Annotated in this window: 14 protein-coding genes and 4 tRNA genes; 6 read left to right on the plus strand and 12 right to left on the minus strand. The window is 65.1% G+C overall.

Annotated features, from left to right (window positions below; all coding sequences use genetic code 11):
* Nucleotides 1-30: 30 nt before the first annotated feature.
* From NA5_RS20115 to NA5_RS20135, 5 genes are all read right to left on the minus strand, one after another.
* Nucleotides 31-210 carry a DUF6374 family protein gene (locus NA5_RS20115; RefSeq protein WP_062988307.1) on the minus strand — a complete coding sequence of 60 codons (180 nt, stop codon included), beginning with the start codon at nucleotides 208-210 and terminating at the stop codon, nucleotides 31-33.
* A 212-nt stretch (nucleotides 211-422) separates the two neighbouring features.
* Nucleotides 423-499 (minus strand) — tRNA-Phe (locus NA5_RS20120).
* A gap of 58 nt (nucleotides 500-557) precedes the next feature.
* Nucleotides 558-631: transfer RNA gene (locus NA5_RS20125), tRNA-Asp, on the minus strand.
* A gap of 29 nt (nucleotides 632-660) precedes the next feature.
* Nucleotides 661-733, minus strand: a tRNA-Glu gene (locus NA5_RS20130).
* Nucleotides 734-826: 93 nt separating this feature from the next.
* Nucleotides 827-1,492 (minus strand): TetR family transcriptional regulator, encoded by a 666-nt coding sequence (locus NA5_RS20135; protein WP_062988309.1) that lies wholly within the window; start codon nucleotides 1,490-1,492, stop codon nucleotides 827-829.
* An 851-nt stretch (nucleotides 1,493-2,343) separates the two neighbouring features.
* Between NA5_RS20135 and NA5_RS20145 the strand changes: the two genes are divergently transcribed.
* Nucleotides 2,344-2,416, plus strand: a tRNA-Lys gene (locus NA5_RS20145).
* Nucleotides 2,417-3,251: 835 nt separating this feature from the next.
* Complete coding sequence (locus NA5_RS20155) at nucleotides 3,252-4,214, plus strand: acyl-ACP desaturase (RefSeq protein WP_062988425.1); 963 nt, start codon at nucleotides 3,252-3,254, stop codon at nucleotides 4,212-4,214.
* A gap of 123 nt (nucleotides 4,215-4,337) precedes the next feature.
* Here NA5_RS20155 and NA5_RS20160 read toward each other — a convergent pair whose 3' ends face one another.
* Complete coding sequence (locus NA5_RS20160) at nucleotides 4,338-4,991, minus strand: hypothetical protein (RefSeq protein WP_084484276.1); 654 nt, start codon at nucleotides 4,989-4,991, stop codon at nucleotides 4,338-4,340.
* Nucleotides 4,992-5,247: 256 nt separating this feature from the next.
* On the opposite strand from NA5_RS20160, the gene NA5_RS20165 reads away from it, so the two are divergent.
* From NA5_RS20165 to phoU, 4 genes are all read left to right on the plus strand, one after another.
* Nucleotides 5,248-6,114, plus strand: coding sequence for an SDR family oxidoreductase (locus NA5_RS20165; protein ID WP_062988315.1), 867 nt, complete (start codon nucleotides 5,248-5,250; stop codon nucleotides 6,112-6,114).
* A gap of 255 nt (nucleotides 6,115-6,369) precedes the next feature.
* Entirely contained in the window at nucleotides 6,370-7,518 is a 1,149-nt protein-coding gene (gene dusB / locus NA5_RS20170; RefSeq protein WP_084484277.1) for a tRNA dihydrouridine synthase DusB, read from the plus strand.
* A 198-nt stretch (nucleotides 7,519-7,716) separates the two neighbouring features.
* Nucleotides 7,717-10,035: an LCP family glycopolymer transferase gene (locus NA5_RS20175; protein WP_062988431.1), complete on the plus strand. Its 2,319-nt coding sequence runs from the start codon at nucleotides 7,717-7,719 to the stop codon at nucleotides 10,033-10,035.
* Nucleotides 10,036-10,136: 101 nt separating this feature from the next.
* Entirely contained in the window at nucleotides 10,137-10,799 is a 663-nt protein-coding gene (phoU, locus tag NA5_RS20180; protein ID WP_062988317.1) for a phosphate signaling complex protein PhoU, read from the plus strand.
* Nucleotides 10,800-11,021: 222 nt separating this feature from the next.
* Here the strand turns inward: phoU and pstB are convergent, their stop codons facing one another.
* From pstB to NA5_RS20210, 6 genes are all read right to left on the minus strand, one after another.
* The gene (pstB, locus tag NA5_RS20185; protein ID WP_062988319.1) at nucleotides 11,022-11,798 is read right to left on the minus strand and encodes a phosphate ABC transporter ATP-binding protein PstB; all 777 of its coding nucleotides are present in this window, start codon (nucleotides 11,796-11,798) and stop codon (nucleotides 11,022-11,024) included.
* A gap of 14 nt (nucleotides 11,799-11,812) precedes the next feature.
* Entirely contained in the window at nucleotides 11,813-12,715 is a 903-nt protein-coding gene (pstA, locus tag NA5_RS20190) for a phosphate ABC transporter permease PstA (protein WP_062988321.1), read from the minus strand.
* The gene (pstC, locus tag NA5_RS20195) at nucleotides 12,715-13,707 is read right to left on the minus strand and encodes a phosphate ABC transporter permease subunit PstC (RefSeq protein WP_062988322.1); all 993 of its coding nucleotides are present in this window, start codon (nucleotides 13,705-13,707) and stop codon (nucleotides 12,715-12,717) included. The genes pstA and pstC overlap by 1 nt, the downstream gene beginning before the upstream one ends.
* Before the next feature lie 91 nt (nucleotides 13,708-13,798).
* Nucleotides 13,799-14,911 carry a phosphate ABC transporter substrate-binding protein PstS gene (gene pstS / locus NA5_RS20200; protein WP_157110535.1) on the minus strand — a complete coding sequence of 371 codons (1,113 nt, stop codon included), beginning with the start codon at nucleotides 14,909-14,911 and terminating at the stop codon, nucleotides 13,799-13,801.
* A 249-nt stretch (nucleotides 14,912-15,160) separates the two neighbouring features.
* A complete protein-coding gene (mshD, locus tag NA5_RS20205; protein WP_062988435.1) occupies nucleotides 15,161-16,072 on the minus strand; it encodes a mycothiol synthase in 912 nt (303 codons plus the stop codon).
* 128 nt (nucleotides 16,073-16,200) lie between these two features.
* Nucleotides 16,201-16,965, minus strand: coding sequence for a winged helix-turn-helix transcriptional regulator (locus NA5_RS20210; RefSeq protein WP_062988324.1), 765 nt, complete (start codon nucleotides 16,963-16,965; stop codon nucleotides 16,201-16,203).
* Nucleotides 16,966-17,109: the final 144 nt, after the last annotated feature.

Here is a 17,109-nt window from a genome sequence, read left to right on the forward strand (position 1 = left end):
GGGGAAGTAGGTGTCGGACGGACAGGTGATCTATCCGCGAGAGCTCCGAGTTTCCTCGGCGTAGATCCTTATGCCCTCGGCGATCTTCCCAGCTGCGTTCTCCAATTGGTCGGGAGTCATCCATTTGCCGAACGCAGCGGCGTCCAGGAGTTGCCCGCGCACCTGCTCCAGGTTCATCCGTGCCCAGTCCAGGCGAGAGAATTCCGGCATAGGCGGGAGACTACTCCGAATCGAACAAAGTTTCGATAGCGCGGTTATCGATGAGCGAACCAGCCAAAGAGGCGAATATCACAATTCGGGCGTGCACCGCACGTGCACCAAGCCCCGGTTCGCGGCGGTCGACAGCGGTCAACGATGAGCCGATGCCCATACAGGGGATGAGACCAAAAATCCCCCCGACCTGGTGATATGTCGAGAGGATTTGGTGGCCAGGGCCGGGATCGAACCGGCGACCTTCCGCTTTTCAGGCGGACGCTCGTACCAACTGAGCTACCTGGCCGCAGGCACCGTGGTGAATGCCATACGCGAAACGCCGGATTGCTCCGGCGCTTACTTTGCGACCCTGACGGGACTCGAACCCGCGACCTCCGCCGTGACAGGGCGGCGCGCTAACCAACTGCGCCACAGGGCCTTGCGTTGCTTCCAACGATCCTTAGACCGTACCCCCTACGGGATTCGAACCCGCGCTACCGCCTTGAAAGGGCGGCGTCCTAGGCCGCTAGACGAAGGGGGCTCGCCCCGGATTTCTCCGGACCGGCTTCAACGGCTGTCCGTTGGGAGCTGGGATAGCTTATGACAGACCGGCCACGTTTCCCAAATCGGCTGTTCAGGCTCCCAAACCGAGCTCTTCGAGTCGGGCCTGCGCACGCCAGCCGTCGTTGCGGAACTTCTCGGCCCATTCCGGGGTGGCCATCGCCTCGACCACGACCTCGAGCGCCTCCTGGAAGCGGGACCGCAGATCTACCCCGCTGCCGAGGATGTCCATCAGATAACGCTGACCGGCCAGGGCAGCGGAAATGGTGCGGGTGAAACGGTCCGGGTCGGCGTCGGCGCGCAGCTGCCCCTGATCGATGGCGCGGACCGCGAGCGCCCGGGTGGCGCGGCCGAGTATGCGACCGCCCCCGGTCTGCACATCGCGATAGAAGTCGGGTTCGATGATCAATCGGAATTCGGCCTGCACGATGATGTCGTGCTCGAGTCGCAGTGCCACTTCGTCGACCATCCCGTGCAGGACGTCGAGTGGGCCGAGATCCGTTCTGGCAAGCCAACGCTCGGCCGATGTGCGGTATCGGTCGACCGCGGTCTCGAGTACCGCGCGTGCGAGATCTTCCTTGGAATCGAAATGAAAGTACATGGCGCCCTTGGTGGCGCGTGAACCTTCCAAAATGCGGTTGAGCGATGCAGCGGCATAGCCGCTCTTCCCGAACTCAACGGCGGCGGACCTGATTATCGCCGCGCGTGTCCGGCGGGCCCGCTCTTGCTGCCGTGCCATGCTCGAAACGCCTCCGAAGCCTACTCGTCGCCAATCGGTGCCCCAAAAGGAACGGACCCTTGGCGCGAAGTTATGAGTTTTATCAATACTTCAAACCGGGATTTCGCCCCGTTTCAAACTTTCGGTACGAAAACTTGCGAAAATCCTGAAACACACCAGCTGGTATAGTTTTCTTGCCCAGGTGCGCCGCAGGGGGTGCGCACCTGGGCATTACTTCGTCTCGGATCTGCCTCCCCCGGCGTCGACTCGTAGGAAGTCGCGATCGGCCGTACCGGCCGCGACACGTTCGGGCACACCAACGATAAGCCGAATTCCGGATCGCCGGGTAAGTCGGCGATTCTTCCGTAATTCACCAAGTCGTCACCGTACCCGGAAACGCCATCCGACACGCGGCAAACCGAAGACTCCAGCGGCCGAAACCTCCGGATATCTGTTACAGCAAACTTCACGCAATCGATCAAAGTGATGCCTCGGATTTCCGAATTCGCCAGCGACTCAGCACTGTTCACCCGAGTCGACCAGCGACCCGGTCGCCGCGACGCCGACCGCGCGATACCGGCCAGTCGCCTCGCTGCGTTCCCCCGCGCACTGGCCCGACTCCCCCGCAAATCCAAAGACATTGGTACGCAACATGATTGGATGGTAGCCCGGCGCGGTAGGAATGAACAAAGCTGGGTACCAAATGTTTACCGGCAGCATCGCTGCCCGCACGCATCGTGTTACCCCGTGCGCCAGCACCACTCGACACCGGTACCCGATGGCCCCGAGCGATCCCACACCGAGCCCCCGGACCGACGCGCCCCGCCCCCGGTTACCCGATCCGCGCTCGGCCCACTACACTGTCCATCCGCGCCCCTATAGCTCAGTTGGTAGAGCTACGGACTTTTAATCCGCAGGTCGTAGGTTCGAGCCCTACTGGGGGCACCTTGTCAGGCGTCCGGTTTATACCGGACGCCTGAGTCGTTTTCCGGTCAACTCATGGCACCGCGCATCCGCCGCACGGCGATCGAACACCACATTCCACGCGAGCTTTCCCATATTGTGGGCGCGATCCGCACGGGGCATCCCTGGGCAACAACCGATGACTCGATTGATTCTCAGGTTCCCATTACTCAGATCGCAGACAAGTCGACCACGCACCGCGACGAATGCGGTAAAGGTGGGCGTGCCGACATTGCGCAGCGGAGCCCGCAGGTGCGGGTTTGTCGGTCGTCGCGCTGGATCGACGCTCGATGTGACGGATGGCACCGATCTGATCGCCGATGCTCGATCCGATCATGCTGGGGCCTATCCGGCCGAGGCGAGCGGTGGCATACACCACAGACACGGTTCAGCGACGGCATCGGCGACAAACCTGGCGGTCTCCTCGGCTGCAGCGGCAAGTTCGGGCGGCATCAGCGCCGCGCTCGGAGAAGCGTTGGCCGAGAACGCAGCTGGTCAACTCGAGATGTGCTGCCGACGTTTCGGCCGCGAACGCTGAAGGAGAGCCGACCGCCGGACCGGCGGCTTTGTGCGTTACAGCACGCTGGGCTAACAGCTCTCGGCCCCTGACGATAAACCCCTTGCTGCGGGCCGAGCCCCTACACTCGGTGTGGTTGTCGAACGCCGACATCGGCATATGACCTCTATCACGAGGTCTCTTTTGTCAGCCAGATGCGTTTCGCATCACACCTACGGTGCCGTAAGGTATGGCCGCATCGGCACACGGTCTACCCCGGGGAACTGACCAGCAAGACGCACACACATGAAGGGCTTGTATATGGCAAGGGATCTGACTCAACTCGAGCTGCTCACGGAGTTGGAGCCGGTTGCCGAAGAAAACGTCAACCGGCACCTCTCCCTGGCAAAGGAATGGCATCCGCACGACTATGTCCCGTGGGATGAGGGCCGCAACTTCGCGGCACTCGGCGGGGTCGACTGGGACCCTGAGCAGTCCCGATTGAGCGAGGTCGCGAAGGCGGCCATGATCACGAACCTGCTCACCGAGGACAATCTGCCCTCCTACCACCGCGAGATCGCCGAGAACTTCTCGCAGGACGGTGCCTGGGGCACCTGGGTGGGCCGCTGGACCGCCGAGGAGAACCGCCACGGCATCGTCATGCGCGACTACCTCGTGGTGACCCGTGGCGTCGATCCCGTGGCGCTCGAAGAGGCGCGCATGATCCACATGACCAACGGATTCGCTTCGCCGACCGAGGCCGATGCGGGCTTCCTGCACTCGGTTGCGTACGTCACCTTCCAGGAGCTGGCCACCCGGGTCAGCCACCGCAACACCGGCAGGGTCTGTGACGACCCGATCGCCGACCGTATGCTGCAGCGCGTCGCCGCCGACGAGAACCTGCACATGATCTTCTACCGCAACATGTGCGGCGCGGCCCTGGATCTGTCCCCCGACCAGGCACTCGAGGCGATCACGCTGATCCTGGAGAACTTCCAGATGCCCGGTGCCGGTATGCCCAACTTCCGCCGCAACGGCGTGCTGATGGCCAAGCACGGCATCTACGATCTGCGCCAGCACCTCGAAGACGTGGTGCAGCCGGTGCTGAAGAAGTGGAACATCTTCGAGCGCACCGATTTCACCGCACGCGGCGAGGCCGTGCGCGAGCGGCTCGGCCTGTTCCTGGAGAAGCTGAGCCAGGATGTCGTCAAGTTCGAAGAGCAGCGCGATCGCATGCTCGCCCGTGAGGCGAAGAAGCGCGAGCTCGCCGGAATCGCTGGCTGATCTCGCCTCCGCAAAACGTAAACGCGCCGCCGCCGGAGAAATCCGGCGGCGGCGCGTTTATGTTCGGCAACGCCGATCTCGGTTGCGAACTTATAGCTTCAACCGTCGAAACTCGTTGCGGCGCTACTTGACCGGCAACGCGCCGTCGACACCGCCGACATCGGTGATCTTCCAATCCGTGTTCTTATCCAGAGTGACGTTGTAGGTCACCGTTGTCTGCGCGCCCTCCGGACTCTGCGCATTCGTCGAACTCACATTTACGAACACATCGACCTTGTAGATTCCGCCTTGCTCCGACATCACCTTTGCGGTAATCGGCGCGGCGGTGGAGGTCCACTTCAGCGGAACCAGAATCTGTTCGAGCTTGGGCGCGGTCGCATCGAACTTATTCGCAAGCTGCGGAACGGTATTCGCCTTCAGCTTGGCCACCCAGGACGGTATGTCCTGATAATTGACGGTGGCCGCACCAACCGCGTATTCGGTGCCCACCTGCTCGGCCTTCTTATCCGCGGCTTCCCGATCGTTTCGATCGGCGAGATCGCCGCGGGCCGAGACGAGAAAGCCGCTCAGTACGGCGACCGCGATCACCAACGCGCCGATAACCGCGCCGACGACCACGGTGGATACGCGAATCGACAGGGTGCCCGGCCGCCGGTCCGACGGTCGCCCGGACGTGCCCGCCCGGGTATCGGATGCCTTCGCCTCGGTCGCCTTGGCCAGCTCCGCGCCGGAGTCGCGGTCCGCACCCGATCCGGCGCCTTCGATCCGTTCCGTCATTGGCCCTCTCCGATGAGTCTGGTGGTCACGGGGTATACCCGCGAGTAACAGGCTACTGAGAGCGTCTGAGAAGGCTGTCGCGCCCTCGGCGCACGAGATGAGCCGGGCAGCTCGCGGCCTATGCCGAATCCGCCGACGATCCGGCCGAAAACCTCGACACTGAAGGTATTGCCGCCGAACCAGGCGGTGCGACTGGCCGCCGACAGTGCGCTGCGCCGACCGGCCAAAGCTCATAGGACCGTAGGAGGCCGAGGACATGTCCAGCACATCGAAGGGCGATGGGACGCTCACCGGCAAGGTTGTCGCGATCACTGGCGGGGCGCGCGGCATCGGTCGCGCCACCGCCGAGGCATTTCTCACCGCGGGCGCCGCGGTCGCGATCGGCGATATCGATGTCGAACTGGTGGCCAAGACGGCGGCGGAGTTGGGTGCGGACCCGGAAGCCAAGATCGTCGGCCTACCGCTCAATGTCACCGATCGCGCCTCGTTCGCCGCCTTCCTCGACACCGTGGACAGCGAGTTCGGGCCAGTGGATGTGCTCGTCAATAATGCGGGCATCATGCCGACTGGTCTGTTCGTTGACGAGGACGAGGCGATGACCGATCGGATCATCGACATAAACCTGAACGGGGTGATCCACGGTTCCCGGCTTGCCGTCCAACGCTTCAGGGACCGCGGTAGCGGGCATCTGATCAATATCGCGTCTTTGGCTGGGACACAGGGCTTTCCCGGTCTGGCCACCTACTGCGCGACCAAACACGCCGTGGTCGGATTCACCTCGGCGCTGCACCTCGAGATGAAGGAGCACGGTGTCCACGTCGGCGCGGTGCTGCCCGGCATCGTCCGCACCGAACTGTCGGCCGGTGCCAATATGCCGAACTGGATTACGCCGCTGACCACGGTTGACCCGGAGGATGTCGCACAGGCGATCGTGCAATCGGTACGAACGAACAAGCCACTGACCACCGTCCCCCGCAGGCTCGCCGCCATTATCAAGTCGGCCCAGCTACTGCCCTACCGCGCCCAGCTGCTCGTCGCCGAATTCACTGGAGCGACAACGGCTTACGCCCAAGCCGACCCCGCCGTACGCGAGATCTACCACCGCAGACTGCGCGACCAATAAGCGCGCAGATCGGCCGCAACGATTCCGTTCTCCACCATGCCGCCTGGCCATTGCCGCCGCTCGCGATGGCCTGCCCATGATTCGCGGCCAATTGAGCGCCTTGATCGTCGAGCACGCCTACGCCCGGCCAAAGCCGAACACCCCACATGCGCCAGCGCACATCGGACAGCGCGGCATTGATTCGCCGGAGTGAATCAGCGCACGTCGGCCCCACAGCTTGGGGCCGTCCCGGGAGCGAATGAGACACTGGTGGGCGTGACGATTACTGCTGAGGCCGAGAGCACGCTGCGGATCGGACCGTATCCGGTCGATCCGGCGGTGGTGCTCGCGCCGATGGCGGGCATCACCAACCTGGCGTTTCGGAAGTTGTGCCGGGAGTTCGGCAGCTCCACGTCGATCTATGTGTGCGAGATGATCACCGCGCGGGCGGTGGTCGAACGCAATGAGAAGACGCTGCACATGATGTCGTTCGACGAGGACGAGCATCCGCGCTCGATGCAGCTCTACGGTGTGGATCCGGCCACACTCGGCGAGGCCGTGCGGATCATTGTCGGCGAGGGCTGGGCCGACCACATCGATCTCAACCTCGGCTGCCCGGTGCCGAAGGTCACACGACTGGGTGGCGGTGCGGCACTGCCGTACAAGCGCGCGCTGTTCAGCAAGATCGTCAAGGCGATGGTTTCCGGCGCCGAACCGGCCGGTGTCCCGGTGACGGTGAAGTTCCGCATCGGCATCGACGACGAGCACCTCACCTACTTGGACGCGGGCCGCATCGCCGAGGCCGAGGGCGCCAAGGCCGTCGCACTGCATGCCCGCACCGCCGCACAGCGGTATTCGGGCCAGGCCGACTGGACGGCGATCGCTCGACTCAAGGAGGCCGTCACCACCATTCCGGTGCTCGGCAACGGCGATATCTTTTCCGCCGCCGACGCGGTGCGGATGATGGACGAAACCGGTTGCGACGGAGTCGTTGTCGGCCGCGGCTGCCTCGGCCGTCCGTGGCTGTTCGCCGAATTGCAGGCGGCACTGCGCGGCGAAGCACTGCCCGAGGCACCGAATCTCGGACGCGTCGGCGAGGTGCTGTATCGGCACGGCGCCCTGCTCGCCGAACACCTCGGCGAGGACAAGGCCATGCGCGATCTGCGCAAACATATGGCCTGGTATCTGATGGGCTTCCCGGTCGGCGCGGACCTGCGCCGGTCCTTCGCCACCGTGTCGAGCCTCACGCAATTGCAGGATCTCATCGGCGAACTCGACCCGACCGCGCCGTTCCCCCGCGACGCCGAGGGCCCACGTGGACGCCAGGGGTCGCCGGGCAAGGTGGCGCTGCCGCACGGCTGGCTCGATGATCCCGATGATCCGGCCGTGCCCGCGGGCGCGGATCTGATGCACAGCGGCGGCTGATCGGTCAGTGCAATCGCACTGTGACCCGAGTGTCAGAAGCCCTCCGACCAGCGCACATTCTGATTCGCAACGGAACATCGGCCCGTCGATTTCGCACTGGACTGGCTCGCCGTGGCGGAATCGTTATCATTGGCGGAATCGGTCATGCCGGTCGAAAGCGGCCGAAACGGCAGCGAAGACGAAAAGCGAGGTTCGTTGGTGGGTGACGATCGGCACGGGCAGTCGCCACGGCCCGGAGGTCGCGCCCCGTGGGAGCGCTATCCCACGGCGGATTACACCGAACGCGACGGTGCACGGTCGTCCCGCAGAGCCCGACATAACGATCCCGACTCCAGCTCGGCACCGCTGACGGTTCAGGACCTGGTCCAGAAGGTCGACAACGAACGCAGCGGGCGCAGACGGCGGTCCACGACACCGGACGCACCGCCCACGCACGCGAACCGGGCCGCGCCGACGCCGCCCGAACGTCAAGCCGATACCCCGCCGCGCAAATCGAGCGCCGCATCCGCGCGCCAAGCGGACGCGCCGCCGCGCACCTCGGCCATGCCAGCCGGACGCAAAGCCGACGCACCTCGTACCTCGAGCAACCCGGCCGCGCGCAAAGCCGACGCGCCGCGCACCTCGGCCATGCCCACCGGACGCAACGACGCGGCGCCTCGCACGTCGAGCACCGCGGCCGGACGCAAGGCCGACGCACCCCGCACCTCCAGCACCCCCGCCGCACGCAAAGCCGACGCACCCCGCACCACGGCCACCCCAGCTGCGAGCCGTTCCGCGTCCTCTCCGGTCGTCGACGACATCGCGGGCACCCCGACAACCGCGCGCACCGGAAAACGCCGCGCATCAACGGTTTCCGGGAAAGAGCCACCCGAGGTCGTCACCGACGTAATACCCCCGGTCGAGGAAGCCCCGCGCCCGAAGAAGCGTGCCAATGGCTGGCCGACCACCGATCCGGACGCCCCGAAAACCGCGGCCGCGTCCACCCGCGTCGGCCTGTCCCGGCTCGCCGCGAGTCGGCAGCGCCGCAATAAGCGGCTGCAAGTCGCGGGCCGGGCCGGGCTGACAATCTGCGCGGTGGTCGCACTGCTGGTCACCGGCGGCGGCTGGAGTTATCTACGCTCGACCGCCAATGGCTTCACCCAGGTCTCCGCGCTCGACGACCACCCGGAAGACGTCCTCGATTCCGGCGCCCAGCTGGGCGACGAGAACTACCTGCTCGTGGGCACCGACACCCGCGCGGGGGTCAACGGTCAGGTCGGCGCGGGCACACTGGACGATGCCGAGGGCTCCCGGGCCGACACGGTCATGCTGGTGAACATCCCCAAGAACCGCTCGCGCGTCGTGGTGGTCTCGTTCCCCCGCGACCTCGATGTCAGCCGTCCGCAGTGCAACGGCTGGGACAACGACAAGGCCGAGTACACCAACGAGGTCTTCCCCGCGGCCATGGGCGACAAGCTCAATGCCGTGTACGCGCTCGCCGGACCGAAGTGTCTTGTCAACGTGATCCGCAAGATGACGGGTCTGAGCATCGGACACTTCATCGGCATCGACTTCGCCGGATTCGAGGCCATGGTCGATCAGGTCGGCGGTGTCGATGTCTGTACGCCGAAGCCGATCATCGACGGCATCCTCGGCACCGTGCTGGAAAATCCGGGCCGCCAGCACATCAACGGCGAGACCGCGCTCAACTATGTGCGCGCCAGGCACGTCTACGGCGAGGAACGCAGCGACTACGACCGGATCAACCGGCAACAGCGCTTCCTGGCCTCGCTGCTGCGCGGCGCGCTGTCGAGCCGGGTGCTCTTCGATCCGGGCAAGTTGAACGGCTTCATCTCCGCGTTCACCAGCCATACCTTCGTCGACAAGGTGCAGCCGACCGACCTGCTGACCCTCGGTCGTTCGCTGCAGAAGGTCGACGCGGGCGCGGTCACCTTCCTGACCATCCCCACCGCGGGTACCACCTCATACGGCAACGAGATCCCCCGCGATTCGGATATCAAGGCGATCTTCCGCGCCATCATCGATGACCAGCCGCTGCCCGGCGAGAAGAAGTCCACCCCGGCCCCGGGTTCGATCCCGTCGTCCCAGCCCGCGCCGCCGAAGCTGACGGCGGTCGATCCGAGTTCGGTATCGCTGCTGGTCTCCAATGGGTCGGAGACGCCGGGTGCGGCCAATAAGGCGGCGACCAAGCTCGGCAACCAGGGCTTCCAGATCTACAACACCGGCAATTACTCCGGCGGAAATTCCGAGGTCGCCACCAAGGTGCGCTTCGGGCCCGGCCACGAGGCCGAGGCGGCCACGGTGGCCAGTTCCATTCCCGGGGCGACCATGGAACAGGCGAACTCGCTCGGCGGCATCGTCGAGGTGGTGATCGGTGCCGATAATCCGACCGTCCGCACCCCCACGCCGGTCGGCGACCCGATCCAGAATGTGTCCGTCACCGTGTCGAGTGCGGAACCGGTCACACTGCCCTCGGACCTGGAGCACGTCAACGCCGCGGATGAAACCTGCAAGTAGGGGCGGGCGCTAGCTGGGGCAACACCGTCGCAATCGTGCGGCACCCCCCATTAACCCTGTGTTGGTGACTAGGTCAGCACCTGGCATTAGTGTCTCTTTTCATGCGTGTCATCTACAACGAGCAAATGGCCGACCTCGCCCACCTGCTGGGCGAGATGGCCGGACTGGCGGGTTCGGCAATGGAACGGGCCACCCAGTCGCTGCTCCAGGCCGATCTCACTCTGGCTGAATCGGTGATCAGCGAGGGCGACCGGATCGCCGAAATGATCACCGATGCCGAGGAGAAGGCGTTTGCCCTGCTTGCGCTGCAGGCGCCGGTGGCGGGTGATCTGCGGCAGGTAGTGAGCGCGATCCAGATCGTCCAGGACGTCAACCGGATGGGCGCGCTGGCGCTGCACGTCGCCAAGGTGACCCGGCGGCGTCACCCCAACCACGCGCTACCCGAAGCGGTGAACGGCTACTTCGCGGAAATGGGCCGGATCGCGGTGAATATGGGCGCCGGTGCCAGGGAGGTGCTCGAGTCCCGCGATCCGCAGCGCGCCGCACAGCTCAACGAGGACGACGAGGCGATGGACGATCTGCACCGTCACCTGTTCACGCTGCTGATGGACCGGGACTGGAAGTACGGCGTCGCGGCGGCCGTCGATGTGACGCTGCTCGGGCGCTACTACGAGCGCTTCGCCGACCATGCCGTGGAGATCGGCCGCCGGGTGATTTTCCTGGTCACCGGTGAGCTGCCGCCGGATCCCGACGCGGAGCTGTAGTTCCGGTTGCTGGACAACAATGAAGGCCCGCATTGCTTATGCGGGCTTTCCCGTCTCCCGCACCTTCAGGCGCCAGACTCATGTGCCTGAAGATGACATCGGCGGACCGACGGTACGAGCGGATCGTGTCAGCCCGTCCCCGCGAGTTACCCAGGTACTCACGAAATCAGTTGAGTCGGCTGGAAATAAAGGCCCGCGCTTGGCGGGCCTTTCGTAATTCTGCTATCCGAAGCGACCGGAGATGTAGTCCTCCGTCGCCTTCTGACCCGGGTTGGAGAAGATCTTCTCGGTATCGTCGATCTCGATCAGCTTGCCCGGCTTGCCCTGCGCCTCCAGGTTGAAGAACCCGGTCTGATCGCTCACGCGCGCGGCCTGCTGCATATTGTGCGTCACGATGACGATGGTGAATTCCTTCTTCAGCTCGGTGATCAGGTCTTCGATCGCCAGGGTGGAGATCGGGTCCAGCGCCGAACACGGCTCGTCCATCAGCAGCACATCGGGCGATACCGCGATGGCGCGTGCGATGCACAGGCGCTGCTGCTGACCGCCGGAGAGGCCGCCGCCCGGCTTGTCCAGCCGGTCCTTGACCTCGTTCCACAGGTTGGCGCCGCGCAACGAACGCTCGGCGACCTCGTCGAGCTCCTTCTTGTTGCGCACACCCTGCAGCTTCAGTCCGGCCACCACATTGTCGCGAATCGACATGGTGGGGAACGGATTCGGGCGCTGGAACACCATGCCGATGGTGCGACGCACGCCGACGGGATCGACGGTGGAGCCGTAGATGTCCTCGCCGTCCAGCAGCACCCCGCCCTCGACGCGGGCATTCGGGGTCACCTCGTGCATCCGGTTGAGCGAACGCAGCACGGTGGACTTGCCGCAACCCGACGGGCCGATGAAGGCGGTCACGCTGCGCGGCAGTACCGACAGCTTGACATCGGCAACCGCATGGAATTTGCCGTAGTAGATATTCAGGTCTTTGACGTCGATCCGCTTGGCCATTTTTCCGTTCGCTTCTATCGGTTCCGCGTGAGCAGCTTGTTGACGACCGCGGCCGCCGCGTACAGCAGGGCGATCAGCAGGATCAGTGTCAGCGCCGCACCCCACACCCGCGCCCGGCCCGCAGGCTCCGGATTCGCCAACTCTTGGTAGATCAACAGCGGCAGCGAGGCCATATTGCCGTCGAAGAGATTGGTGTTGATCGACTTGCTGTAGCCGACCAGCACCAGCACCGGCGCGGTCTCACCCATGACGCGGGCGAGCGCGAGCAGGATGCCGCTGATCATGCCCGGCGCCGCGGTCGGCACTACGATCCGAACGATGGTCTTCCACTTGGGAATTCCGAGTGCGTAGGAGGCCTCACGCAACTCGTCGGGAACCAGCTTCAGCATTTCCTCGGTGCTGCGGATAACCACCGGCAGCATCAGCAGTACCAGCGCCAGCGATACCGCGAAGGAGCTCTGCGGGAAGCCGAATGTCGCGATCCACAGTGCGAAGATGAACAGGGCCGCGACGATGGACGGCACGCCCGCGAGGATGTCCACCATGAAGGTGGTCACCTTGGCCAGCACGCCACGGCCGTATTCGACCAGGTACACCGCGGCCATGATGCCCAGCGGCACCGCGATGATCGCGGCGACGACGGTCTGCACGATGGTGCCGTAAATCGCGTGGTACACACCGCCGCCGGACTGGTCAGGCAGGATGCCCTTCTGCGATTTCTGCCACCAGTCCGGCGAGACGACGGACTCCAGGCCCTTCGATATCACCATGAACAGCACCCAGATCAGCGGCACGAGTGCGATCGCGAAGCAGAGCCAGACCACCGCGGTGGCGATGTTGTTCTTGATTCGTCGCCCGGTGCTCACATGCCGGAAGGTGGGCGCCTTGACCGGCTTGTCGAGAGTCGTTGTGGTCATTACCCGTTCACCCTTCCACCGGATACGAGCCGCGCCAGCGCATTGACGATGAAGGTCAGTGCGAACAGCACGAAGCCCGCCGCGATATAGGCACCGGTCGGCAGCGGCTGACTGAATTCCGAAGCGGCGGCGGCGATTTTGGAGGCGAAGGTGTAGCCGCCGTCGAACAGCGACCAGTGTCCGGCCTGCGCCGAGGTACGCAGGATGACCAACACCGCGATCGTCTCACCGAGCGCACGGCCGAGGCCGAGCATGGATCCGGCGATCACACCGCTGCGGCCGTAGGGCAGCACCGTCATTCGCACCATTTCCCATTTGGTCGCGCCGAGCGCCTGCGCGGCCTCGATGTGCGAGACAGGCGTCAGGTTGAAGACCTCACGCGAGACCGAGGTGATGATCGGCAGGATCATCACCGCGAGCACCACGCCCGCGGTGAAGACGGTGCCGCCACCGGAGATCGACACATTGCCGTCGGCGAAAAGGAAGAACCAGCCCAGCTTTTCGTTGAGGAATGTCTCCACGGGCTCGAGCTTCGGCGCGAGCACCAGGAAGCCCCACAGACCGAACACGATCGACGGCACCGCTGCCAGCAGATCGACCAGCATCGCGAACGGACGCGCCATCGGCTTCGGCGAATAGTGCGTCAGGAACAGCGCGATGCCCACACCGATGGGCACCGCGATGGTCAGCGCCAGTATCGAGCTCAGCACCGTGACCATGAGCAGGTCACGGATACCGAACCGCAGGTGGTCGGCATTGGTGGTGTTGAACTCGCTACTGGTGAAGAAGTTCGCCTCGTTCGCCATGATCGAGGGCCACGCCCGGATCAGTAGGAATAGGGCGATCAGTGCGATGGCCGCCACGACCGTGGCACCCGCTGCGGTGGCAAGCGACCGGAAGACGACCTCGGCCCCTTGGTTGTGGCCTTTCCTGGCCGGTGTCGCGGCCGGATCTTTCGGTGAGTCCGGTTCGGTGCTCGGTTCACTCGACATAGGGGCAGTATCTCCAGCCGCCAACGGACCAGTCGAGTCCGACTGGTCCGCGGCGGACACCTCAGGGTGCACGGTCATGGCGTTGCGGCTATCAGTTGATGGCGTTGATCGCGGTGGTCAGCTTGGTCTTGAACTTGTCCGGGATCGCGACGTAGCCCGCGGTGTCCAGACCCTTCTGGCCGTTGTTGACGGCCGAGGTCAGGAATGCCTTGACCGCCTTGGCGGTATCGGCGTCGGCGTACTTCGAGCAGACGATCTCGTAGGTCGGCAGGATGATCGGGTACGCACCGGCCGCGGTCGGCTTGTAGAACGAGGAGGTGTCGAGCACCAGGTCGTTGCCCTCGCCCTTGATCTTCACGCTGTCGACGGCCTTGGCCGCGGACTCCGGGGTCAGCTTGACCGGGTCCTTGGATGCCGAGGTGACGATCTGCGCGATGGACAGGTTCTGCGCCTTGGCGAAGGACCACTCGTTGTAGGTGATCGAGTTCTTGGTGCTCTTGATGGCGGCCGAGGTGCCCTCATTGCCCTTGGCGCCCTCACCGATACCGCCGTTGAAGGTCTTGCCCGCGCCCTTGCCCCACGCGCCGTCGGCGGCGGCGTCCAGGTAGAGCTGGAAGTTGTCGGTGGTGCCCGACTCATCGCTGCGGAAGATCACCGAGATCTTGTCCGAGGGCAGCTTGGCGGTCGGGTTCAGCGCCTTGATCTCCGGGGCGTCCCAGGTGGCGATGGCGCCGTTGAACACCTTGGCGGCGGTCGGGCCGTCGAGCACCAGATCGCTCACGCCGTCGATGTTGTAGGTGATGGCGATCGGGCCGAAGACGGTCGGCAGGTTCCACGCCGGGGCGCCGCAGCGTTCCTGTGCCTTGGCGGGCTCACCCTTCTTCTCGCTCAGCGGCGAGTCGGACCCGGCGAAATCGGTTTGGCCGCCGAGGAATTCGTTGACGCCAGCGCCGGAACCGCTGGAGGTGTAGTTCAGTGTGGAGCCGCTGCAGTTCGCCTCGTAGGCGGCGACGAAGCGGTCCATGGCGTTCTTCTGGGCCGAGGAACCGCTGGCCTTCAGGGCCTTCTTACCGCCGCAGGCGACGTCGACCTTGGCGCCGGAATCGCCGGTGGCAGAGGTGTTGTCGTCACTGCCACAGGCGGCCAGGGGCATGGCGACGGCGGCCAGCACACCGATCAGGGCGCTGCTGCGCTTGAAGTTCACTTATTCCTCCGGGGAATCGCGTTCGACACGCCCGGTCCCTCACCGGCCCGGGCGGGTTTCGTGGTGCCGTTCGCGGGGAACTTGCGCACCAGGCGGCAACGGTGCCGCCCTTATGTAACGTAAGGTCGCTCGGTTGACAGTTGGACCAAGCTGGGTGAACGGAGGGTGAACACCCCGGCGCGAATGCGTCCCTAGTGTGTGACATTTGCCCCAGTGTTACTCGAGTAACCCCGGCGGTCCGCCTGTTATTCAGTCGGCGGCCGAATACGCGACATCGATATGCGCCGCTGCGAAGCCGAGTCGCGTGTAGGTGCGCACGGCCGCGGTGTTGTCCGCCTCGGTGTAGAGCAGAACCTCCGGCAGGCCGCGTTCACGCAGGTAGCGCAGGCCCGCGAGGGTAAGCAGGCGGCCGAGTCCGCTACCCTGTGCGGCCGGGTCGATGCCTACTACATAAACCTCGCCGACCGGCGGGGTCTGCTCGTAATGCACCTTGGTCCAATGAAATCCGAGGATGCGGTCCGGATCGGCCGGATCCACGGCTATGAACAGCCCCTTCGGATCGAACCAGGACTCCGCACGCCGGACCGCGATCTCGCGATCGGTCCAGCCACCCTGTTCCGGATGCCAGGCGAAGGCGGCGTTATTGACACGCAATAGTTCGGCATCGTCGGCGGAGCCCTCATAGGTCCGCAGCGCGAGACCTTCCGGAACCGCCAGCTCCGGTAGCTCCGGTGTTGCCATCGACCGTCGCATCTGCCACAACTCCCGTACGACACGCAGTCCGAGCCTGGTCGCGAGCGCCGCCGCGGCGGGCCGATTTCCGTGCGCCCAGACCCGAGCACCCGATCCGCCCTTCGCCAGTGCGGCCGAGACCAATTCGGCACCGATGCCACGGCCACGCGCTGCCGGATCGACGGCGACCTCGGCCATTGCGGGGTGTTCGCCATGTGCGGGAACGAGATTCGCGTAACCGGCGACGACACCGTCACGCAGCGCCACCAGATGTTCGGCCGCGGAATCTGCCGCGGCCAGCGAGAGTACGGCCTGTTCGGAAACCGGCGCGACACCGTCGGCGGCACTCACTCGCTCGAGCAACTCACGCACCGCCCGCGCCACCTCGGCATCGAGCTCGGTGCTCCAGCGCAGTGTCGTATCAACCATGAGCATCTCCCTCGTCGATCCGGTACCGCGAGGAACGCGCGAATCCCCCGCGCGATTCCATCCGACCGAGATCAGGTGGAACTGGTGGCGGCTTCTCGACGAACGCCGCCATGGCTGTCCTCGACCAGCTACGGCACGGAACCGTTGACGGTGACGGGTGGGGAGTCGTCGGTGCCCTCGGCGGATTCGTCGTCGTGGAAGGTGACGTGGTCGCCCTTGTTGGTGCGCGCTGGACGGACGGCCTTGTAGCCGACATTGCGGACGGTGCCGATCAGCGATTCGTATTCGCTGCCGAGCTTGGCGCGCAGGCGTCGCACGTGCACGTCGACCGTGCGGGTGCCACCGAAGAAGTCGTAACCCCACACCTCCTGCAGCAGCTGGGCCCGGGTGAAGACCCGGCCCGCGTGCTGTGCGAGGTATTTGAGGAGTTCGAATTCCTTATAGGTGAGATCCAGCGGGCGACCGCGCAGCCGGGCGGTATAGGTGCCCTCATCGATCACCAATTCGCCGAGGGTGATCTTGCCGGTGTTCTCTGGGCTCGCGACACCGCCATTGCGGCCGACCAGCAGGCGCAGCCGGGCGTCCAGCTCGGCCGGTCCGGTGCCGGGCAGCAGGATGTCGTCCAGGCCCCAGTCGGCATTGACCGCGACCAGTCCGCCCTCGGTCAGCACGGCGACCACCGGCACCGACGAGCCGGTGCTGCCGAGCAGTCGGCACAGGCCACGGGCCGCCGCCAGGTCGGTGCGCGCGTCCACCAGCGCGACATCGGCGGTCCCCGCCTCGAGCAGGGACGCCACCTCGGTCGGCGCCGGGCGCACACTGTGCGCCAGCAGCGACAGTGCGGGCAGTACCGACTCAGGGTTGGGGTCGGAGGTCAGCAGGAGCAGCTCCACAGGCTCTCCTCCCATCTAGTAGCTCCGGACAACAGCCACACCGCCGGGGCCACGTCGCTAATCACAGGTAATCGGATGCAAGATTAGCGCGTGAACACCGATGACCTCGCCATCCGGGGTTAGTGTGGCACCTCGACGCCGGAC

The sequence above is a fragment of the Nocardia anaemiae NBRC 100462 genome, assembly GCF_001612725.1.
Lineage (GTDB): Bacteria > Actinomycetota > Actinomycetes > Mycobacteriales > Mycobacteriaceae > Nocardia > Nocardia anaemiae.

Coding starts and splice junctions, on each gene's coding strand:
- NA5_RS20115 (WP_062988307.1), bottom strand. CDS start 210: ATGCCGGAATTCTCTCGCCTGGACTGGGCACGGATGAACCTGGAGCAG.
- NA5_RS20135 (WP_062988309.1), bottom strand. CDS start 1,492: ATGGCACGGCAGCAAGAGCGGGCCCGCCGGACACGCGCGGCGATAATC.
- NA5_RS20155 (WP_062988425.1), top strand. CDS start 3,252: ATGGCAAGGGATCTGACTCAACTCGAGCTGCTCACGGAGTTGGAGCCG.
- NA5_RS20160 (WP_084484276.1), bottom strand. CDS start 4,991: ATGACGGAACGGATCGAAGGCGCCGGATCGGGTGCGGACCGCGACTCC.
- NA5_RS20165 (WP_062988315.1), top strand. CDS start 5,248: ATGTCCAGCACATCGAAGGGCGATGGGACGCTCACCGGCAAGGTTGTC.
- phoU (WP_062988317.1), top strand. CDS start 10,137: ATGCGTGTCATCTACAACGAGCAAATGGCCGACCTCGCCCACCTGCTG.
- pstB (WP_062988319.1), bottom strand. CDS start 11,798: ATGGCCAAGCGGATCGACGTCAAAGACCTGAATATCTACTACGGCAAA.
- pstA (WP_062988321.1), bottom strand. CDS start 12,715: ATGACCACAACGACTCTCGACAAGCCGGTCAAGGCGCCCACCTTCCGG.
- pstC (WP_062988322.1), bottom strand. CDS start 13,707: ATGTCGAGTGAACCGAGCACCGAACCGGACTCACCGAAAGATCCGGCC.
- mshD (WP_062988435.1), bottom strand. CDS start 16,072: ATGGTTGATACGACACTGCGCTGGAGCACCGAGCTCGATGCCGAGGTG.